Genomic DNA, 22,326 nt, shown 5'->3' with positions numbered 1-22,326 from the left:
ATGATAAAGTCTTTTAATACACACTTAAAAACTATAGCAAATAATGAAGAAATTCATTTTATTGATAAAAAACATAACTATCGTTATGAACGCAAATTTACGGTTCCCAATAACTTTAGGTTAGACCAAGTAGAACAATTTGTAAAAAACAATTCCTTTTTGTTTAGAGAAGTTTTTCATGAAAGACAAGTTAATAATATCTATTTTGATACGGCTGCTTATAATGATTATTTCGACAATGTTTTAGGTGTTTCTGACCGAAAAAAAATAAGAATTCGTTGGTATGGCAACACTTTCGGAGATATTAAAAAGCCTGTTTTAGAAATTAAAATAAAGAAAGGTTTAGTAGGTGATAAGTGGTCGTATAAATTAAAACCATTTAGATTGGACAACAGTTTTACTAATCAAACCATTCAAGATGTTTTTAAGGAATCAAACTTACCATTACCAATTTTAGAATCTACTAAAATGGTAACACCTACATTATTGAATTCATATTCTCGGAAATACTATTTATCCGCAGATAATAGGTTTAGGGTTACTGTAGACTTTAAATTATTGTATCATAAAATTGATAAACAGTTTAATAATTTTAATTTTGCCCCAAAATCAGATGAAAATAAAATTGTAGAATTAAAATATGCATTAAATGATGATTTTGATGCTAACAAAGTTTCAACGCAGTTCCCTTTTAGGCTAAATAAAAATTCAAAATATGTAAATGGTGTGAATACCATAAAACAGTTTCCACAATAACAATTAAATTACTAATTTATACACAATGCAAGAACAATCATTTTTAAACGACATTGCAAACCAATTTGGTTCAGGAGAATCATCAATTGTTGACTTTTTAATTAATATATGTATTACAATAGTACTCTCATATATTATAGGGTTAATATATTCTAAGTATGGAAATTCATTATCAAATAGAAAAAAGTTAATACAAACGTTTGTATTAATTGCTGTTACGGTAATGCTTGTCATTTCTATCGTAAAATCATCTCTAGCCTTATCTTTAGGTTTAGTAGGAGCATTATCTATAGTAAGGTTCAGAACAGCAATTAAAGAGCCTGAAGAGCTCGTTTATTTTTTTGTAGCAATAGCTATAGGCTTAGGCATGGGTGCAAATCAGCGCATAGTCACTTTAACAGGAGCTATCATCATTATTTTATATATAGTCCTTCAAAACAGAAATGCTGTTAAAAGTGCTATACAACAAAATTTAATTGTAACTATTTCTAATACTTCTGAAAAAAGTTTAGATGAAAATAAAATACTTGATTTATTAAGGAAACATTGTTCTCGGATAGACTTAAGACGATTGGATGATGTAAATAATTCCACTGAACTTTCTCTAAGTGTAGAATTCAACGATTTTGATAGTATTATAACGGCCAAGAATGACCTTAAAACCTTAGGCGATATTCAGTTTAGTTTTATTGAAAACTATTAAAGCGTATGAAGCTCAAATCTTCTAATAAAAACATATTTGTTTTTTTAATTGGCTTATCTGTATTGGCGATTTTATTACTGATGCTTAAAAAAGTATATACTAAAACCGATAAATATCCGCAAACACCAGCATTTGAGCAAAAAACTTCTTTAGATTTCATTCAATTAACAGTTAAGGAAAAGAATTATAAAAAACTCAAAAGGAAAAGGGATAAAGCATTAACCGCTGGTATTCTAGAAACAAATGAAAATGATTATGTACCAGCCACAATAACTTTTAATGGCAAAGATTATAAAGCAGAAATCAGATTAAAAGGCGATTGGACCGATCATTTAAAAGATGACAAATGGTCGTTTAGGGTTAAACTTAAAAATGACCAAACTATTTTAGGAATGCGAAAATTCTCCATTCACAACCCAAAAACAAGACTTTTTATTAATGAATGGTTACTGCATAAAGCCATAAAAAAAGAGGATTTAATTGGCTTGAGGTATCATTTTATAGAAGGCTCAATACATATTAAAAAAGAAAACTCCTCACAATATATTAGTAAAAATGTTGGTGTTTATGCATTAGAAGAAACATTTGATAAAAGAACCATAGAGAGTAATAAAAGGAAAGAGAGTATTATACTTAAATTTTCTGAAGATTATTGGTGGCAAGAAGTTAAAAAGAGCATTGAAGTTGGCTCAACAAAAGGAATGAGTTGGAACAAATTTATGGACCAACAACTAGATATAAATAATAACCTGAGAGTTATGACTTTTTCTGAAGATAAGGTTTTAGCAGATTCAACAATGCTTAACTATTTTAAATTAAGCAAAAACCTAATTGAAGATTTAAGAAAAGGAAACTTAACTATAGATAAAGTATTTGATGTTAAAGAACTGGCGTTGCAAAATGCAATTTTAAATTTATTTGGAGCTGCTCATGGAAACTATATAATAAATGTAAGGTTTTATTATAATCCAATAACATCTATGTTAGAACCAATAACATTTGATGGTAACGCAGGTGTCAAGTTAAAAAAATACCAACATTTTTTATTTGCCAATCAACAAAAGGATTCAGTATATTTAAAAGCACTTGCTAACGCATTATATAAGGTCTCTAAGCCCACGTTTTTAAATAGCTTGATAGAAGAAAATAAAGAAGAGATATCGTTTTATTCAGAAATAATAAAAAAAGAATTTAAGGTTAAGGGAATAGCGGTTCAAAACCTTAAATACAATCAAAACATTTTAAAAAAAGAATTAGAAAGACTTATAATTAAGTTTAATATCAAAAACATTCCTATTGAAAAAGATTCAAATCTAGCCGTAAAAAAAATTATTAAACCAAAACTAACCTCATGGATTAATAATGGTTCTCAATTATTAAAAACAGCCGTAAAAAGAAATAATGAAGATGTCTATACTATTACCAGGAAGAGTAACTCTAAACCAGCTTATTCTGTAATAGCAAATAATAACACGGCCTATGGAGAAACTTATAAGGCAAGTATTCTTGTTAAGAAAGGAGATTTGAGCCCATATTTCGGCCTTAGAGTTCAGGGGCAGTTTCCAAATAGGGTAGATGCCATTTTTAATTTAAATAATGGCGTTTTAAAAGAAGTAAAAAGTTTTGGCGATTTTAACCGAGAACAGGCAACAATAAAAGCGTTGGGCAATGGGTGGTATAAATGTGAAGTTAGTGTAAAAGTCAAATCCAATAATGTGAGTATCATTTTAGGACCAACAAGCGGCGAAAAGAAAGTGAATAATTGGGAAGGAATAACAAATACAATTAATAATGTAAATATTATTCCATCAAGTTTAACTTTACAAAAAATGATGAAATAGATATTGTTTTATTGTTAAAAATGATAATATGAAAAAAGACCTTCCAGATTTTTTAATTGTAGGAGCAGCTAAATGTGGTACAACATCTTTAGGTGATTATTTAAATACGCATAAAGATATGTTTATTTGCAACCCAAAGGAGCCTAAGTTTTTAACATATAGTTTTTTAAAAGACTGCTATAGAGGGAAAGGAGATGATTTTACTAAAAAGAAGGCTGTTAAATCTTTAGAAGAATATAAATCACTATTTAAAAAAGCAAAACCAAATCAATTAAAAGGAGAATCTAGTGTGGATTTATTGTATTATCATGATAAATCTATTCCGTTAATTAAAGAAATTATTGGAGATCCCAAAATTATTATTATGCTTAGAAACCCTTCTAAAAGAGCGTTTTCAGCTTATTCTCATTTAGTAAGGGATGGAAGAGAAGACAAATCTTATATAGAAGCGTTAAAACTAGAAGACGAACGACGAAAATTAGATTATGAATTTATTTGGTCTTATAAAAATGCAGGCTATTATTCAGATTCAACAAAAGCATTTTTAGATAATTTCACTAATGTTAAAGTCATTATTTTTGAAGAGTTTGTAAAAAACCAAGAAAATGTAGTCAAGGAGGTTTTAAAATTTTTGGGCACTGACAATCAACCTAGTAATTTTACTGAATTACACAGAAATATTTCTGGAAAATCTAAATCTCAACTTTTAAATAGAATACTTTTAAAGGATAGTTTTGTTAAGACAATTTTTAAAAAAATATTACCCAATAACACACGTTCAAAAATTAAGTTCTTAATTCAAAAAACAAACACAAAACCAATTATAATAGAAGATTATGAACGTGATTATTTAAAGGGCGTTTTTAATGATGATATAAATGAGCTTCAAAATATTTTAGATACGGATTTATCTATTTGGAAGCAATAAAAAATTAACCCCACAAAAGATAAAGTGCTTAAATCATTAAAATCTGCATTATTTAAGAAAAGTATCATTGTTCTTTCCATAAAAGTGTTAGGAGTGATTTTACAATTTGCTGCTATATTTATTATTACAAATAATGCTAGTGAGGCTCTTTTTGGAAAGTTTAGTTTTATGAGCTATGTGTTGATTTTATTTGGCGCAATATGTTTGTTGGGAATGAATAATTCTTTTCTACAATTTACAGGAAAACTTCAAGCTCAAAACAGTTTCGATAAAGTGGTATCGCTATATAAGAGAATGCTAATTATATTATTAGTAAACTTTTTAGCCATAACAGTATTATATTTATTTCTAAGCGAGTGCATTAAGATTCCATATTTTCAAGACTTAGAGATAAAAAATATATTTAATAAGGTAATAATTGTACTTTTTCCATATACAATAAGTATTTTGAATTTTCAGGTTTTAAGAGGCTTAAACCTATTGTATATATCTGAAATATCTTCTAACATATTGCGTTTTGGAAGCTTAATGATTTTAGGGGTAATTTTGTTGTTTATTAAAGATTTTTCATATTTATTAGATGGTTATATTTTTATATTTTATTTGATAAGTTTAATCACTACTATAATAATTATACTTCAATTAAGAATAGTTAAACTAAAAGAAGCCTCAAAAAAAATTCGATATTTAGAGATTATTAAAGTGTCTTTTCCAATGTCATTTAGTTTGATTACACTTCTAATGATGCAAAGTTTCGATATTTTTATTCTAGAAAAATACTGGTCTTTTGAAAAAGTGGCTTATTATGGAGCAGCAGTTAAAATAACTACAGGAATTGGGCTTATATTAACAACAATTAATGCGGTTATTGCTCCAGATATTTCAAAATTATATTTTTTAAAAGAATATGACTCTCTAAAGAAATTGATTGTAAAATCTACAATGTTAAACTTCTATTTAACAGTGCCTGCTATAGTTTTTATATATATATTTTCTGAAAAAATTTTAGCTTTGTTTGGAGGGAGTTATATCCTTGCAAATACTGCTTTAATTGTCATGATTGTTGCGCAAATGTTTAACGCATTTTGTGGATCTGTAGGGGTTTATTTAAACATGACAGGCAGACAAAAGGCTTATCTTTTCATATTAATTATTGCCTTAGGAATAAATATTGTTCTGAATATATTATTTATCCCTAAATATGGAATGGCCGGAGCAGCAATATCAACTGGAATTAGTATGGTTTTTTGGAATTTGACAGGTGTCATTTACATTTACAGAAAAGATAAAGTAGGTGTATTTATTTTCAGTAAGTACTTAAAATAAACACAGCAAATTGATACAATTATAGATTAACCTTGATAAGCTTTTATTTAATAAATAGTTTATAGTTATTAATTTTATGTTTTGTTTATATTTATAGAAATATTAATTTTTAATTAGGTGCAAATTAGAATGTTTTTATTCTTTGTAATAAAAATTACTTTAAGATCTAAAAAATGTGCTCTAAGGAGCGTCAATTGAATGAAAGGCAAGATTCTATTTTTATTACTCTTTTTTATTATTTTTATACCTCTACTCTTTTTTACAGCAGTTCCTTTTTTTATAAAGATTCTTTTTACTTTAAATTTTTTGGTGATTTTGATCATGACTATTTATTACCTATTTAAAGATAAAAAATTTGCCCCTATTATGGCATCGTATATAGTTTTCAATTTCATGTTCTTTATTGTGGCACCCATGTTGCAAATACATAAAGTATTTACATCAGGAGATTTAAAGCTGGTAACAAAGTTGATTTATAGCGACTATTTAATAATTAAAACGAGTGTATTTATATTGATATTTAATATAGTTTTCTATATAGCATATCGTTATTTTAATGCGATGAAATTAAAGGCTAAAATTTACAAGAAAGACATGAATTTATCTTTTCATATTCTTGTTTTTTTTGTAATTAGCATGATTATTTTTTTAATTAATATAGATTATATTAAACAGGAGTATTTATCTCATAATTATTCAGTATTGGATGGAACAACAAAATCTGCATTGCTAATTAAAGAGAAAATCATATTAATGATTCCTTTTCCTGCCTTTGTTTTAGGAGTATATTATTTAAAGAAATATAAAAAGTCAAAAAATTTTTATATCATATTAATTATTACTTTTTTGATGCTTGTATTGATACTAGTGTTAAAGAACCCTTTAACTGAAAAAAGAAATGCGCTAGGGCCTATATACATAACAATAGTATTTCTTTTAATACCTAAATTACTAAACACTAATTTTAAATCTTTAATTTTCTTGTTTTTTTCCATGGTTATTATCTTTCCTACAATATCATTGATTACACATTCAGGGTATACGTTAGATAAGTTGATAAACGAGCCAAAACTTTTATTATATCAGTTACAAAACCATGGTGTAACAAATACGTTTACGACATTAAATTACGATGCTTTTATAAACTTTTCGGCTACAATTGAGCATGTTGAAAAGGATACTTTTTCTTTTGGAGAACAGCTTTCTGGGGCGGTTTTTTTCTTTGTTCCTAGAAAAATATGGGAAAGTAAACCTATATCCAGTGGGGAGTTTATTGGGAATTATTTAAGAGATAATTACGGGGACCCGACCAACCCCTATTATTTTACAAATCTTTCAAACCCTTTTGTTTCTGAAGGTTATATAAACTTTGGGTTATTAGGAGTTATATTATTTGCCATACTTTTAGCTTTTTTTATGACGCGAATGGTTAATTGGATTAACGGAGAGGACCCATTAAAAGTCGCAGCAGGGTTTTATGCCTCAATACATATGATTTTCTTTCTAAGAGGAGATTTTACAAATGGTTATGCATTTTTATTTGCAACCTTTATAGTTATCCTTATAATTCCTAAAATGTATTTTTCTTTCTTTGGAAAGAAGAAAGTTAAAATGTGAAAACGACTGCTAACATAAATTTTTATAATCAGCTATTACGATTTTTAATTTATTTAAATAGTGCGATTATTTTAGTGCCAGACCAATTTAAAGGCGTGCCAATAGCATTACTGTTATTAGTTGTAATTGTTAGATATTTAAAATTAAACCAAAAACCTGTTTTAGAAACTAAGAAGTTTGTAATAAGCATAAGTTTTTTTATCATTTTACTTATAAGTATTGCTTATTCAAGTGATATTAATTTTGCAATGAGGAAGTTAGAAACAGGATTGTCATTAGTTGTGTTTCCTCTAATTTTTTACATAGTAGGAGCAGATAAAGCCCTTTTAACAGAAAAATCTATCCAAACACTTAAACTTACATTTATATTTTCTTTAGTTTTCTTTTTAATTTCAACTTTTTTATTTTTCTATTTTACTGAACCATTTTATACTTTTAAAAGCACTTTAATACATTATACAAATTTAGTTGATATTAGAATTAAGCATTTTGAAATTCATTCAATTTATTTGTCTATTTGTATAGGTGTTGCGATTATTTTTACCCTATCAATAATAGGAAACTGTGGGCCAAGTCTTAAAAAGGCTTTGTTTTTTGTTTTAATACTCCTAATTACATTTATAGCTATTTTGAACAAGAAAGGGCCAATAATTTTTTTAGGAATAGTTGGGCTAATTTTTCTAATAAAAAATAAATCTAATTATAAACATATTTTATATATATCCTCAATTTCAGCAATATTAATTTTGTTTATATTATACGTTCCAAAATACAATAATGTAAATAGATTTAAGGAATTGTTTAATATCGAAAACAATAAAAACTCATCAACTGCAATAAGAATTCAAATTTACGAGTGTGCTTTAAAAAAAATAGCTCAGTCTCCATATTTTGGATATGGCTGGGGAGACACTAAAATGGTTTTAAATGATTGTTATGAGCAAAAAAATGTTGATTTTTTAAATAAAAACTACAACTCACATAATCAATTTCTAAGCATTCTTTTGTCTACGGGTTTATTGGGTTTTTTTACCTTTATATATTACTTTTTTTATCTTTTTAAAATATCCAATAAGAAAGAATCTCAAATTCTTTTTCTTTTAACATTGTATTTTTGTTTAAATATGTTAACCGAAAATATTTTAGAAAGAGAAGATGGTGTAATAATAATTTCCCTATTTATTAATATCCTTCTTTTTAAACCTAATAAAGAAAGGGATGTATTAAGCAATAAGATATAAAAGCATTATGAATATAGTACACATATTAGAAGACTTTTCTTTTTTAAGTGGTGGATTAAGAACCGTAGTTAAAGATTTGCATAATAGACTCATTAATAACGGTATTAGTTCAACTATCATTACAACAAGAAAAGAAAAAGACGATGATGTAATAAAAGTAGAAGGAGGAAATAAACCATGGCGTTTTTCGAAGAATTTAATTAACAAATTAAATTTTTTACACAGTCAAAAAAATATCGATATTATACATATTCATGGTGTTTGGATGTACCCTCAATATGCAGCAGCAAAATTTGCATTTAATAATAGGATACCTTATTTAATTTCATGTCATGGTATGTACGAACCTTGGTTATGGCTTAATGGTAATTTTAAAAAAAAGATGTATTTTAAATATGTGGTTAAGAACATCTTTTCTAAAGCTAAATACCTTCATGCTATTACATTACCAGAAGCTAAAGAGCTAAGAAAATTATTCCCAAAAACTAATGTGGTAGAAATACCTAATCTAATAGATTCAAAATCAGTTAAAATAGATGCTCCAAATTTGAAAGAAAAGTATATTTTATACTTAGGAAGGATTGATAAGAAAAAAGGAATTGATATTTTAATTAATGCATTTGCAAATATTGATAATAAAAATTTTAAATTAAAAATTGCAGGTGGATTTAATGATTATCAAAAGGAATTAGAAGTATTGGTAGAAAAGCTTAATCTAAATGATAAAGTTAGTTTTGTTGGACTTATAACTGGGGTCGAAAAAGAAATATTATTTAAAAATGCCTTTGTCTTTGTTGCACCTTCTCACTCTGAAGTAGTCGGTATGGTAAATCTTGAATCAGCAGTATATGGAACACCTGTAATTACTACAAAACAAACAGGATTAAAAAAAGAATGGTCAGACAATGGCGGGTTTTTAGTAAACCCTAAAGTTAATGAAGTACAAAAGGCTTTACAAGTTTCACTTAATTGGTCCGATGATGAAAGAAATGATAATGGTAAAAAGTTAAATAGTTTTGTTACTAAAGAATATTCATGGGAGTATAGATTTAAAGATTGGTTAAACTTATACAAAAGTATATTGTAAATTTGCAAAATTATAATCGTAGATTTTTAAATCTTGATAGATATAAAAATCATACATTGAATTTTAAAATTTTAAATAGGGAATGAAGAAGAGAATATTAGTTACTGGAGGTTCAGGGTTTATTGGCACGAATATTATTGAATTTTATAAAGATAATTTCGAGGTTGTTAGTATTGACTGCGCAAAGCCTAGAAACAAGAACCATATTGGTTTTTGGAAAAATGTAGATATTCTAGATGAAAAATTAACAATTTCTGTTTTTAAAGATTTTCAGCCACACTATGTGTTTCATATGGCCGCTAGAACAGATTTAGAAGGGAAGACACTAAAAGATTATAGTGCAAATATACAAGGCGTAGAAAACGTAATAAAAGCCTTAAACTATTCTAGTTCTTTAGAAAAAGTTATATTTGCTTCAAGTAGATTAGTTTGCGAAATTGGCTACAATCCAAAAGATGAGTATGATTATAAACCTTCTACAATATATGGCGAAAGTAAAATTATTGGAGAAAAAATTGTAAGAGATTCAAAAGAACTTACTTCTAATTGGGTTATAGTTAGACCAACATCTTTATGGGGTCCTTGGTTTGATATTCCATATAAAAGCTTCTTCGACTCAATAAATAAAAAAGTATACGTTCATCCAAAAGGCTTAGAAATTCATAAAAAATTTGGATATGTTGAAAACTGTGTACATATTATGGATAAATTGATTTATGATAAAGAATTAAATGGACAAACTATTTACTTATCTGATTTTAAGACATTAGAAGTAAAGCAATGGGCAGATATTATTTCACAAAAATTCCACGGAAAAAAGGTTAAGTCTGTACCAATTCAAGTTTTAAAACTATTGGCAAAAGCGGGAGATATATTAAAGGGAATAGGCTATAGCTCTCCTCCTATAACATCATTTAGATTAAACAATATTTTAACAACAATGGATTATGACACAACTAAAGTTGAAAAAGTTGTTGGTGTTTTGCCTTATAATCTAGAAGAAGCCACAACAATTACTTATAATTGGTATAAAGCACATAAATAATGTATCAAAATTTAAAAAATTTTGCCGTACCAAAAGACTTTAGAGGGAAGTCAAAAATTACAGTTCAACTTTGGTGGTTAATTGAAAAAACCCTATTTGCTTGGTCTCCACAATTTTTATATTCCTGGAGAAGATTTCTTTTAAGGTTATTTGGCGCTAAAATTGGAAAAGGAGTGTTATTAAGACCTACAGTTAGGGTGACTTATCCATGGAAGGTAAGTATTGATGATCATACATGGGTAGGGGAAGATTGTGTTTTATATAGTTTAGGGACTATTACAATAGGAAGTCACGTAGCAATTGCTCATGGCGTATATTTTAATACAGGACTTCATGACTATAAAAGTGAAAAATTTGAAATAGGAGCAAAACCAGTGGTAATTGAAGATCAATCATGGATAACAAATGATGTTTACATTGCTCCAGGAGTAACAATAGGAAAAGGATGTGTAATAGGAGCTAGAAGCAGTGTTATGAAAAGTACGCCTGAAGGCTATGTCTGTTACGGAAACCCCGCTATTCCAGTAAAAAAGAGATAATTGAAAAAAATCACCATTATAGGCATTAACTATTATCCTGAAGATAGTGCTATAGGTTTATATACAACCGAGAAAGCTGAATATTTAGTTTCTAAAGGGTTTGATGTTACTGTTATAACAGGTTTTCCATATTATCCGCAATGGCAAATCAGGCAAGATTATAAATTAAAAAGTTATTTAGTAAAGGAAATTATTAATGGCGTAAAAGTTTATAGAAGCAAGCAGTATGTCCCTAAAGATCCAACATTCATTAAAAGAATAATTCATTTAATTAGCTTTACTTTTGGGAATTTTATTAACCTCTTTAAAGTTGGTAAACCAGATATTGTTATATCAATAATTCCATTTACAACATCTTCTTTATTAGGCTGGTTTTTAAAAAAGAGATATAATAACGTTAAGCACTGGGTGCACATCCAAGATTTTGAATTTGATGCAGCAATTGATTCAGGGTTGCTTAATGGTAACAAGAAAAGCGTTATTAAAGGGCTTCAGAGCATTGAAAAGTTTGTATTGAAGAAGGCTGATATGGTTTCTTCCATAAGTTTTGGGATGATTAATAAACTTAAATCAAAAACAGAAACTTCAACGTACTATCTTACAAATTGGATTGATGTAAAGAAGTTTAGTGATGAAACTCTGAAAACACATAAGTATTTAAGTTCAGATAAATTTAAGATTTTATATTCTGGAAATATTGGAGCTAAGCAAGACTGGGTTTTTTTTATTAAGTTTTTAAATTTTTTAAATAAAATTAATGATGTTGAAGTCATTGTTGTTGGTGAAGGTGCTGAAAAAGAAAATCTTCTTTCAAAAATAAATGGTTACGATTTTGTAAAGCATTATAATTTGGTTCCATATGATGATTTACCATCGCTATTATCAAGTGCTGATTTACATATATTGTTTCAAAAAGCAGAGGTTATCGATACGGTAATGCCTTCAAAAATTTTAGGCATGATGGCAAGTTCAAGACCATCAATTGTTACAGGAAATTTAAAAAGTGAAGTTGCAAAAGTTTTTAATAATTCCAATGGAGGATTCTACTTCGATGGTACTGTAATAGATGACATTATAAAGCAAATTGTTATATTGAAAGAAAATAAGAATATGCGCTTAAAATTGGGTGAAAATGCGAAAAATTACGTTGAAGAAAAATACTCTAAAGATAAAGTATTGAATAAATTTATCTGTAAGCTTAAAAATTTTTAATAAACTATAATTCTAGCCTATGAAGAAAAAAATTTTAATAACCGGAGCAGCAGGTTTCTTGGGGTCTCACTTATGTGATAGATTTGTATCAGAAGGTTATTATGTTGTTGGTATGGATAACTTTATTACAGGAGATAAAAAAAACCTTCTACATTTAAAAAGTAGTCCAAACTTTGAATTTATAGAACATGACGTTACAGAATATATAAAAATAGAGCACGATTTAGATTATATTCTACATTTCGCATCTCCTGCAAGTCCAATAGATTATTTAAAAATTCCTATTCAAACCTTAAAAGTTGGATCATTAGGTACACATAATCTCTTAGGGTTAGCAAAAGCAAAAAAAGCAAGACTGTTAATCGCTTCAACTTCTGAAGTATATGGAGACCCATTAGTGCACCCGCAAACAGAAGAGTATTACGGAAATGTCAATACTATAGGCCCAAGAGGTGTTTATGATGAAGCTAAGCGTTTTCAAGAGTCCATAACCATGGCTTACCATAGGTTTCATGGGTTAGAAACACGAATTGTCCGTATATTTAACACATACGGTCCAAGAATGAGGTTAAACGACGGACGAGTCATTCCTGCATTTATGGGTCAAGCTTTACGTGGAGAGGACTTAACAATATTTGGAGATGGTTCTCAAACACGATCATTTTGTTATGTAGATGATCAAGTAGAAGGAATTTATAGACTATTATTAAGCGACTATCCATATCCAGTAAATATTGGTAATCCTCATGAAATAACTATTAAGGATTTTGCTGAAGAAATTATAAAATTAACAGGTACCACCCAAAAGTTAATTTACAAGGACTTACCAGTAAACGATCCTTTGCAAAGGCAACCGGATATAACACTTGCAAAAAAACTTTTAAAATGGGAACCAAAGGTTAGTAGAGCGGAAGGGATGAAAATAACATACGATTATTTTAAAGCATTATCTGAAGCCGAATTGTATAAAAGCGAGCACAAAGATTTCAAAAACCACATAAAGAAATAAGTGAATTACAAAAAAGGAAGATATTCTAGTTTAATAAAACCTTTATTTGGTTTTACAGACTTAGTCATAATTAATATGGCTGTGTTTTATTTTGAAATAAATTTAAAAAACGTTTATGCTTTTTGTTTATATATATCTATTTCTTGGATAATCATTGCTGTTAAAAACCATTTTTATGAAGTAGAAAGGCACACAAGAGTAATTCAGATCATCCCCCTTTTATTAAGGCAAATAACATTTTTTGCTATAGTGCTTTATGCGTTTATTGGGTTCTTTAAACAACCAAATATGAGCAGATTAGCACTAGGAAGCTATTTAGTATCAGTTTTTGGGTTAATCTGTGTCTTTAAGTTTTTAACTATTTTTTTATTAAAAAAATATAGAATTATATTAAGTGGAAATATAAGAAACGTTATCGTAATTGGGAGAAATGATAAAATAAGACAATTAATACATACGTTTAATACCAGACTGGATTTTGGATATAAATTTAAAGCTAAGTTTAGTACTGATGATACAGACTTTTCTTTAGAACAATGTTTTAACTATATTATAGAAAATGATATCGATGAAATTTATTTTTCCGTTGCAGAATTATCAAATAAACAAATTAATAGATTGATTGATTTTGCAGACAATAATTTAAGAGAATTAAAATTCATACCAGATAATAAAGATATTTACTCTAAAAAACTTAAATATCAGTATTATGATTATATTCCAATATTATCATTAAGGGTTATACCTTTACAAGAGCCAGTAAATAAATTTGTTAAACGGTTATTTGATATATTACTTTCTCTATTTATAATTGTTTTTGTCTTATCATGGTTAACGCCAATCTTAGCTATTTTAATTAAAATTGAATCTAAAGGCCCTGTGTTTTTTAAACAATCCAGAAATGGATTTAATTACAAGGAATTTGATTGTTATAAGTTTAGATCCATGACCCCTAGTAAAACGGCTCATTTATTTCAAGCAACAAAAGGAGATTTACGGATTACTAAAGTTGGAGCTTTTATTCGAAAAACCAGTATAGATGAGTTACCACAGTTTTTTAATGTTCTTTTTGGAGATATGTCTGTTGTAGGTCCTAGGCCTCATATGGTTAGTCATACCAATATGTATGCTCAACGAGTAGATAAGTTTATGGTACGTCATTTTGTTAAGCCTGGTATTACGGGTTTAGCACAGGTTAGTGGTTTTAGAGGTGAAATAGAAACTGATAAAGACATTATAAACCGAGTAAAATATGATATTTTTTATATTGAAAACTGGTCCTTATTACTCGATTTAAAAATTAGCATCCAAACATTTGTAAATGCCATAAAAGGCGAAGACAAGGCCTATTAAAGTTTAGGAATAAGTAATTCTAACTGCCTATTGAAATCAAAATTGCCTAAAGCAGTTTTCTGTATCTTTTTTCTATAAACAGATTGTATTTCAGAAGGATTTATTTTAGAAATAACAGTATTTAAGTCTTTATAATCGCCAACATTAGCTACCCAGCCCAAATCATATTTTTTTATAATACTTTCCCCTTCTCCACCTCCAAAATATAGCATAGGTAATCCTAATCGTGCATATTCAAATATTTTTGAAGGCACTGACCCATAAATTCTATTTAACAACGGGATAATAGTTAAATCATATTTTAATAGCACCTTATGCAGTTCTTTCCTTGATAGTTCACCATGATATACTATATCTAAATCAGGATGGTTTTTAATAAAGCTTTCAATAGCGTTTTGCTCAGGACCAGAACCATAAATATGAAGTTGAATAGCTATGTAATCTAGTTCTTGGCATAATTTATAAATGCCTTGAGCAACCCCTAATAAACCCGCATAAACAATTTTTAATTTTCCAGTTGATTTATCTTTTATAGAAATATCTGGAATATTAAAATCAGGAAAATTACGATATAAAAAAGTTGCTTTATTTGGGAAAAGTGATGTTACATGAGTTAATATTTCTTCGCTCTGCCCCAAAACTAAATTAGCATGCTTGTAATTAAAATATTCAATCTTTTCAAGAAAGCCATAACTAAAATTCTTTTTTAAAGCACCTAATTTTAAGCCTGCAATTGGCCATAAATCACTTATATTTAAAATAAGCTTTCGTTTTTTAGAACGTAAACAAAGGATAGATGTAAAAGCCACCAATAAAGGCGGAGATTGGATGATTACTGTTCTAGGAATAGTATTCCACATAAAAAACCAAATCAAACTAAAGCTGTAAGATAACATAGCAATAAGACGTAATAACTTATTCTTTGAGTTACTGGAATAAATCCATAAACGATGAATGGTTATTTTATTTTCTTCAGAAGTATGTTTAAAATGCCCTCTGTAAGGCTCAAAAATTTTACCAGTAGGGTAATTGGGTAAGGGTGTAATAACCGAAACTTTAAAATTATGCTTTTGCAAGCCTTTTGCTAAATGATACATACGATTAGAAGCAGCACCTATTTCTGGAGGAAAATAGCTTGTTATGATCATGATGTCTTTCATTATAACTTATATATATGAGTTATATGATGAATAATTCTTTTAGCAGCTTGACCGTCCCATAGTTCTGGAATATGACCTTGTTTCCAGGCACCAGAAAGCAATACGTTAAAGGCAGATTCAATTTTTTTAGAATCATTTCCAACTAAAATATTAGTGCCTATATTACAAGTTTCAGGTCGTTCCGTACTGTTTCGTAATGTTATGCAAGGTACGTTCATTACTGTTGTTTCTTCAGTAATGCCTCCAGAGTCTGTTATAACGGCCTTGGCATTTTCTACCAAATAATTAAACTCTAAATACCCAAGTGGATTTACATAATGAAGATTTTTAAAATTTAAATTTAGATTGCTCAATAATTTTTGAGTTCTAGGGTGAACAGGAAAAACAATAGGATAGTCTTTTCCCAATTCAACAATTTTAGTAATTAATGCTTTTAGCTGTTCTTCCTCATCAACATTGCTAGGCCTATGGAGTGTCATGACCAGATAATTTTTATTAGATAACATTAAATTGTCCCACAACTTTGGTTTCTTAAATCGATTTTTGTTTTTTAATAAGGTATCAATCATCACATTACCCACAAAAAAAATGTTTGATTTTGATATTCCTAACCGTTCCAAATTTTCATTGGCATACGTTGATGTGGTAAAGAAATAATCTGTTAAGCTATCGGTAACAATTCTATTGATTTCTTCAGGCATGCGCATATCTCCAGAGCGTATTCCAGCTTCAACATGAGTTACTTTTATATGTGCCTTTTTAGCGACAATAGTACAAGCCATTGTTGAGGTAACATCACCAACAACCATAACCAAATCGCATGGATTTAGCCGTAATTCCTTTTCAAAACCAATCATTATAGCTGCCGTTTGTTCAGCTTGAGTGCCACTTTTAACTTCTAAATTTGAATCTGGTAAAGGGATATTTAATTCTTCAAAAAAAGCACCGCTTAAATTTTTGTCGTAGTGTTGCCCAGTATGAACAAGTCTATAATTAATATTAAAGCCTTCACTTCTTTTATGTTGAATAGCTTCAATAATAGGCGCAATTTTCATGAAATTAGGTCTTGCACCTGCAACTATGGTAATATTCATGTATTTTGATTTAAATAGGACGAAAACTGTTTCAATTTACCACTTTTTGAACGAACTAACTTTTCTTGCCTTTCAAAGTTAATATGAAGTCCTTTTTCAAGATATTTTTCCATTTCAATAGTAATACTTTTTATTTTTTCGATAGATAGGTTTTCAGAACTGACATAAATAATTTTGAAAGTATCAAGCTTAGTTTGCTCAATAACAAACTCTTTAACGTTGCCATCATCTTCAATGATACTCTTAGTGATATAATAAAACGTTAAGCCAGCAGCTTTTTTTCCACTAGGTAAAATAGCAATATCATTGGTTCTTCCAATAAGTTTTTCAAGTATAGGTTCTTTAACTGTACTTTCTTTTGAAAGGCTACCAATATCGCCAATATCGTAGCGAATAAACGGCTGTGATTTATTATAAAGTGACGTAATAACCAAACGCCCTTCTTCGCCGTAAGGCAAAATATTGTTGTGCTCGTCAAGAACTTCAACAAACAAAGTTTCACTATTAACCAGCCATTTGCCATTTGGTTTTTGAAAAGCTATTAAGTCTAATTCTGATGCGCCGTATTCATTCACTACAGGAATTCCGAATTGTGTTTCTAAAAGTTTTTTATCGTTTTCAAATAGCATTTCTGAAGTTGTTATACATACGTTTAACGATGGGCATTCCAAACGAAGTACAATATTTTTTCGTTTTAAATATTTTGCAAATTGTACCATAGGACTGGTATAGCCATTCATATATTCAAGTTTATTGGTTTTAAAAACACTTAACCAATTTTCAAAAGCGCTATCACTTAAATCAAAGACATTAAAACGCGTCCTGTTGCTTACAAAATCTTTTGATTTTTCTATATAATACCCTTTTTTATCTAAAGGAATACCATAAAAACGGGCTTGTTTAGTGGTGTTAAAATCAATATTAAACCATCCAAAACGATTTTTTATGATAGCCCAGGTTAACGCATGGCAAAAATTATCTTTTGTAAAAATAAAAGGATGCCCTGATGCACCAGATGTTTTATCAACATACACATTTTGTTTTGTAAAATCATCAGACATAAGGTCTTCTAAAGGCTGTTGTAAATCCTTTTTAGATAGTATAGGAATAGAATTCCAATCTAACATATTTACATCTTTTGTAAAGGTTTTATAAAATGGATTATGTTTTAAATGATAGTTAACAATGGCTTGTTTTCTGTTTTCAACATAAATATTAAAGTCATGGTCACTTTTACTTTGAATACTGTTCAAAACCTGTTCTGCTTTCCGAATAGGAAAGCCCTTAAATTGCAATGAAAGGTTGAAGATATTCAATTGAAAATTATAGTTACAAAACAGACAAAAAACAAATCTAAATATAAATCCTATTTTAAAATAGAATAGTATAAAAAAATAGTTGTGAATTCGTGACAAATCCTAAAAACCGCTTATTTTTGCACTCGAGAAATTGTTATTCTCATACATATGGGAATATAAAACATACTATACAATGAATATCTTAATTCTTGGTTCTGGCGGAAGAGAACATACCTTTGCTTGGAAAATAGCCCAAAGCCCAAAATGCAAAAGCTTATTTGTAGCCCCTGGAAACTCTGGAACAGCACAAATAGCAACTAATATAAATATTGGTGTAGCTAATTTTGAGGCTATTAAAGAACTGGTTTTAGAGAAGCAAATTGATATGGTTGTTGTGGGGCCAGAAGACCCATTGGTTCAAGGTATCCATGATTATTTTTTAAACGATGAAACTGTCAAGCATGTATCTGTTATTGGGCCACAAAAAGCAGCAGCTGAATTAGAAGGAAGTAAAGAATTTGCCAAAGAATTTTTATACAGACATAAAATTCCAACGGCTACTTATGAGAGTTTTACAAAAGAAACGGTTGAAAAAGGATATACATTTTTAGAAACCCTAAAAGCACCTTACGTTTTAAAAGCAGATGGTTTAGCAGCAGGAAAAGGTGTTGTGATTTTAAATGATTTAGATGACGCTAAGGCGGAATTAAAAAGCATGTTAGTAGACGCTAAATTTGGAGAGGCGAGTACAAAAGTGGTTATTGAAGAGTTTTTAGACGGGATTGAATTAAGTTGTTTTGTATTAACTGACGGCGAAAACTATAAAATTTTACCAACTGCAAAAGATTACAAACGTATTGGTGAAGGCGATACAGGTTTAAATACAGGCGGTATGGGAGCAGTATCTCCAGTGCCTTTTGCTACAGATGAATTTCTTAATAAAATTGAAGAACGCATTGTAAAACCGACTATTAAGGGTTTTAAAAAGGATAATTTACCGTATGTTGGTTTTGTGTTTATAGGTCTTATAAAAGTTGGAGATGACCCCAAAGTAATTGAATATAATGTACGAATGGGTGATCCAGAAACCGAAGTAGTTTTACCAAGATTAAAAAATGATTTTGTTGAAATCCTTCAGGCTATGGCTAATGGATGTTTAGATAAAATAAATATTGAAATTGATGAGCGAGCTGCAACAACCATTATGTTAGTATCTGGTGGCTATCCAGAAGCATACGAAAAAGGAAAAGAAATAACTGGAGTTGAAACTGTTCAAGATTCTATTCCATTTCATGCAGGAGCCCAATTAAAAGACGGAAAAATTATAACCTCAGGTGGTCGCGTTATGGCTATAACATCTTATGGAGATACGTATCAAGAGGCCATAAAAAAATCTTATCAAAATATAGAAAAACTACATTTTGATAAGATGAATTATCGTAAAGATATTGGATTTGATTTATAGATAAGAGTGAGAAGAAATACTTTTATCTTCTTCATTATTATCATTAAACATTTTAAGTTGTAGCATCCAGTACACCATAGCAACAAATCCAACAACCATAAAAATCCAAGACACTGTATTTGCTCCGAACCAGTTTTCAAGTTCTAATGCTCTTAAAGCATCAAAAGGAGCAAAAATGATATCAACAAATAAATCTTGTATAGCGTAAAAGAAATCTTTCATGTGTTTTATATTATTTTCTAACTGGTTATATAGTTAGTATATTTACGTAGCAAAAATACAAAAACAGTTAATGATAACAAGTATTTTTAATAAATCTAAGCCAATAAATTTTATCATCGTTTTTTTTATTACGCTTTTAGCTTTTGTAATAGCTAGAAAAGGTTTAATAAACGAACCGTTTACAATGGTGTTTATTGTAAAACAAAATATATTGCTTTTTGTAGCTTATATATCTATTTTACTTTTAGATTTTATAGTTAACAAAAATAATTTAACCTTAAAAAATAATTATGAGGTTTTGTTGTTTAGTTTATTTTTGCTTTTTATTACCCAGACAACTAATCACTCAAACGTTCTTATATCTAATTTTTTTGTATTGCTTGGTTTAAGAAGAATTGTGAGTTTGCGTTCTCAAAAAGATGTAAAAAAGAAACTGTTTGATGCTGCGTTTTGGATTGCTATTGCCGCATTGTTTTACTTTTGGGCCATTTTGTTTTTTGCTTTAATTATACTGTCACTAGTTTTATATACGGATAATAATATACGACATTGGATAATACCATTTTTAGGTGTTTTCACTGTTTTTCTAATGTCTGTAGCTACCTCTTTGTTGCTCTATGACAACTTTTTTGGAATACTTGATATATCCCCTGAAACAAGTTATGATTTTAGTAACTATAATTCGTTATCATACTTAATAGCTATTACGGTGCTTTTATCTTTTGGAGTATGGTCTTCAATTTTTTATTTGCAAAATATCAATAAGAAGAAAAAGGCGTTTAGAGTATCATTTAAACTTATTATTATAGCAGCTATCATTAGTTTTTTAATTGTGCTGCAAGCTCCAGAAAAAAATGGCAGCGAATTTTTATTCTTATTTGCACCATTGGCAATAATTATTACAAATTATATTGAGATTATTCAAGACAAGTGGTTTAAAGAAGTGTTTTTGTCCGTGCTTGTCATTCTACCTTTTGTTTTACTATTATTATAGTTTTTGGCCAAAAGCTAAATCGCCAGCATCGCCAAGACCAGGAACAATATAACCTTTTTCATTTAGGGTTTCATCAATGGCGGCAATCCATAAATGCACATTGCCATAAAAATGGTTTTCAACAAAGTCAATCCCTTCTTGGGCACCAATTACACTCATTAAATGAATTTCTTTAGGGGTGCCAAAAGGTTTTAGAGCTTCAAAAGTAGCGACCATAGATTGCCCTGTGGCTAGCATAGGATCTGCCAAAATAAGTGTTTTATTTTCTAAGCTCGGACAAGCTAAATATTCAACAATAATTTCAAAACTTTCCGGGTCGTGTTTGTGGTGTCTATAGGCTGAAATAAAAGCATTTTCAGCCGTATCAAAATAATTAAGCAATCCATTATGCAGAGGAACACCAGCCCTTAAAATAGAACATAAAACAATATTGTTTTCTAATAAATCAATATTACAATGCCCTAAAGGCGTTGTTATAGATGTGTTTTTATAATTTAGGGATTTACTCATTTCATAACCTAAAATTTCTCCGATACGTTCAATATTTCTTCTAAATCGCATACTATCTTTTTGAAGATCAGTATTTCTAATTTCTGAAATAAAGGTGTTTAGTATTGAGTTTTGTTGAGATATATGGTGAATATGCATAATGAGAATAGGTTTTTCAGTAGTAAAGTTAAGTAAATATGAAGTATATTTACACTTTAAAATTTAACACCATATGTTTACAGAAAAAGCTAACAAAATATTTCAAGACGTTATTGAAAAATACCATATTATAAACACTGTAGATCAGCCTTTTGAAAACGCTTATGATAAAAGTGATTTATTAGAGCATTTGTTATACAGAAAATGTTGGATTGATACCGTACAATGGCATTATGAAGATATTATTCGCGATCCACAAATAGATCCCGTTGCGGCTTTAACTTTAAAACGTCAGATCGATGCATCAAACCAAGATAGAACCGATATGGTTGAATATATTGATAGTTATTTTTTAGAAAAATACAAAGGTACTTCGGTGAAAGATCTCGCAACTATTAATACCGAAAGTCCAGCTTGGGGCGTAGATAGATTATCTATTCTGGCATTAAAAGTGTACCACATGAACGAAGAAGCAACGCGAATAGACGCATCAGATTCCCATAAAGCGGCGTGCCAGAAAAAATTGGACATTTTATTAGAACAACGAGTAGATTTATCAACAGCCATTGATACACTTTTAAGTGATATAGAAAAAGGAGATAAATACATGAAAGTTTACAAGCAAATGAAAATGTATAATGATGATGAGCTTAACCCGGTACTAAGAGGACAGAAATAAATAAGTATCAAAATTCAAATAGAGTTGAGTTGTCAGTCTGAAGTTGTTTGTGTTAAGCCTTGCGACTTCGCTCAAGATAAACTTCGTTGAAGTATTAAAGACTTTTTCA

At 29.0% G+C, this 22,326-nt stretch carries 21 protein-coding genes; 16 read left to right on the top strand and 5 right to left on the bottom strand.

The features are described from left to right. The 13 genes from ABD941_RS07375 to ABD941_RS07315 all read left to right on the top strand — a co-directional run bounded on the left by ABD941_RS07375 (position 1) and on the right by ABD941_RS07315 (position 14,657). Positions 1-756, top strand: a complete 756-nt coding sequence (locus tag ABD941_RS07375; RefSeq protein ID WP_345273456.1) for a VTC domain-containing protein — start codon at positions 1-3, stop codon at positions 754-756. A gap of 25 nt (positions 757-781) precedes the next feature. After that, a complete protein-coding gene (locus ABD941_RS07370) occupies positions 782-1,459 on the top strand; it encodes a DUF4956 domain-containing protein (protein ID WP_345273455.1) in 678 nt (225 codons plus the stop codon). Between the two features lie 5 nt (positions 1,460-1,464). After that, positions 1,465-3,300, top strand: a complete 1,836-nt coding sequence (locus tag ABD941_RS07365) for a phage head spike fiber domain-containing protein (protein ID WP_345273454.1) — start codon at positions 1,465-1,467, stop codon at positions 3,298-3,300. Between the two features lie 28 nt (positions 3,301-3,328). After that, positions 3,329-4,228: a sulfotransferase family protein gene (locus ABD941_RS07360; protein ID WP_345273452.1), complete on the top strand. Its 900-nt coding sequence runs from the start codon at positions 3,329-3,331 to the stop codon at positions 4,226-4,228. A gap of 24 nt (positions 4,229-4,252) precedes the next feature. After that, positions 4,253-5,554 (top strand): MATE family efflux transporter, encoded by a 1,302-nt coding sequence (locus ABD941_RS07355; protein WP_345273450.1) that lies wholly within the window; start codon positions 4,253-4,255, stop codon positions 5,552-5,554. 366 nt (positions 5,555-5,920) lie between these two features. Further along, entirely contained in the window at positions 5,921-7,171 is a 1,251-nt protein-coding gene (locus ABD941_RS07350; RefSeq protein WP_425557095.1) for an O-antigen polymerase, read from the top strand. 248 nt (positions 7,172-7,419) lie between these two features. Continuing rightward, positions 7,420-8,412 carry an O-antigen ligase family protein gene (locus ABD941_RS07345; protein ID WP_345273671.1) on the top strand — a complete coding sequence of 331 codons (993 nt, stop codon included), beginning with the start codon at positions 7,420-7,422 and terminating at the stop codon, positions 8,410-8,412. A gap of 7 nt (positions 8,413-8,419) precedes the next feature. Next, on the top strand, positions 8,420-9,499 hold the full coding sequence (locus tag ABD941_RS07340; RefSeq protein WP_345273447.1) for a glycosyltransferase: 1,080 nt from the start codon (positions 8,420-8,422) through the stop codon (positions 9,497-9,499). Between the two features lie 82 nt (positions 9,500-9,581). Further along, the gene (locus ABD941_RS07335; RefSeq protein WP_345273446.1) at positions 9,582-10,544 is read left to right on the top strand and encodes an NAD-dependent epimerase/dehydratase family protein; all 963 of its coding nucleotides are present in this window, start codon (positions 9,582-9,584) and stop codon (positions 10,542-10,544) included. After that, positions 10,544-11,083 carry a WcaF family extracellular polysaccharide biosynthesis acetyltransferase gene (locus ABD941_RS07330; protein ID WP_345273444.1) on the top strand — a complete coding sequence of 180 codons (540 nt, stop codon included), beginning with the start codon at positions 10,544-10,546 and terminating at the stop codon, positions 11,081-11,083. Before ABD941_RS07335 ends, ABD941_RS07330 begins: the two co-directional genes overlap by 1 nt. Continuing rightward, on the top strand, positions 11,084-12,295 hold the full coding sequence (locus tag ABD941_RS07325) for a WcaI family glycosyltransferase (RefSeq protein WP_345273442.1): 1,212 nt from the start codon (positions 11,084-11,086) through the stop codon (positions 12,293-12,295). It begins immediately after the preceding gene. Between the two features lie 19 nt (positions 12,296-12,314). Continuing rightward, the gene (locus ABD941_RS07320; RefSeq protein WP_345273441.1) at positions 12,315-13,304 is read left to right on the top strand and encodes a UDP-glucuronic acid decarboxylase family protein; all 990 of its coding nucleotides are present in this window, start codon (positions 12,315-12,317) and stop codon (positions 13,302-13,304) included. Next, positions 13,305-14,657, top strand: coding sequence for an exopolysaccharide biosynthesis polyprenyl glycosylphosphotransferase (locus tag ABD941_RS07315; RefSeq protein ID WP_345273440.1), 1,353 nt, complete (start codon positions 13,305-13,307; stop codon positions 14,655-14,657). On the opposite strand, the gene ABD941_RS07310 is transcribed toward ABD941_RS07315, so the two are convergent. The 3 genes from ABD941_RS07310 to ABD941_RS07300 are packed head-to-tail and all read right to left on the bottom strand — an operon-like array spanning position 14,654 to position 18,227. Further along, entirely contained in the window at positions 14,654-15,817 is a 1,164-nt protein-coding gene (locus ABD941_RS07310; RefSeq protein ID WP_345273438.1) for a glycosyltransferase family 4 protein, read from the bottom strand. The genes ABD941_RS07315 and ABD941_RS07310 overlap by 4 nt on opposite strands. After that, positions 15,817-16,911 carry a non-hydrolyzing UDP-N-acetylglucosamine 2-epimerase gene (gene wecB / locus ABD941_RS07305; protein WP_345273437.1) on the bottom strand — a complete coding sequence of 365 codons (1,095 nt, stop codon included), beginning with the start codon at positions 16,909-16,911 and terminating at the stop codon, positions 15,817-15,819. Before wecB ends, ABD941_RS07310 begins: the two co-directional genes overlap by 1 nt. Further along, positions 16,908-18,227, bottom strand: a complete 1,320-nt coding sequence (locus tag ABD941_RS07300) for a phenylacetate--CoA ligase family protein (protein WP_345273436.1) — start codon at positions 18,225-18,227, stop codon at positions 16,908-16,910. Before ABD941_RS07300 ends, wecB begins: the two co-directional genes overlap by 4 nt. Positions 18,228-18,402: 175 nt before the next feature. Between ABD941_RS07300 and purD the strand changes: the two genes are divergently transcribed. Then, complete coding sequence (gene purD / locus ABD941_RS07295) at positions 18,403-19,674, top strand: phosphoribosylamine--glycine ligase (protein WP_345273435.1); 1,272 nt, start codon at positions 18,403-18,405, stop codon at positions 19,672-19,674. On the opposite strand, the gene ABD941_RS07290 is transcribed toward purD, so the two are convergent. After that, positions 19,669-19,896 carry a DUF6341 family protein gene (locus ABD941_RS07290; RefSeq protein ID WP_345273434.1) on the bottom strand — a complete coding sequence of 76 codons (228 nt, stop codon included), beginning with the start codon at positions 19,894-19,896 and terminating at the stop codon, positions 19,669-19,671. The genes purD and ABD941_RS07290 overlap by 6 nt on opposite strands. Positions 19,897-19,966: 70 nt before the next feature. On the opposite strand from ABD941_RS07290, the gene ABD941_RS07285 reads away from it, so the two are divergent. Continuing rightward, entirely contained in the window at positions 19,967-20,890 is a 924-nt protein-coding gene (locus ABD941_RS07285; RefSeq protein WP_345273432.1) for a DUF6427 family protein, read from the top strand. Here the strand turns inward: ABD941_RS07285 and upp are convergent. Beyond that, positions 20,885-21,538 carry a uracil phosphoribosyltransferase gene (gene upp / locus ABD941_RS07280; RefSeq protein ID WP_345273431.1) on the bottom strand — a complete coding sequence of 218 codons (654 nt, stop codon included), beginning with the start codon at positions 21,536-21,538 and terminating at the stop codon, positions 20,885-20,887. The two genes, ABD941_RS07285 and upp, sit on opposite strands and share 6 nt — an antisense overlap. Before the next feature lie 73 nt (positions 21,539-21,611). Between upp and ABD941_RS07275 the strand changes: the two genes are divergently transcribed. Further along, entirely contained in the window at positions 21,612-22,217 is a 606-nt protein-coding gene (locus ABD941_RS07275; protein WP_345273430.1) for a DUF4254 domain-containing protein, read from the top strand. Positions 22,218-22,326: the final 109 nt, after the last annotated feature.

It is taken from the genome of Flaviramulus aquimarinus (genome assembly GCF_039543205.1).
Classification (GTDB): Bacteria; Bacteroidota; Bacteroidia; order Flavobacteriales; family Flavobacteriaceae; genus Flaviramulus_B; species Flaviramulus_B aquimarinus.
This window is presented reverse-complemented; position numbering and strand designations above follow the sequence as displayed.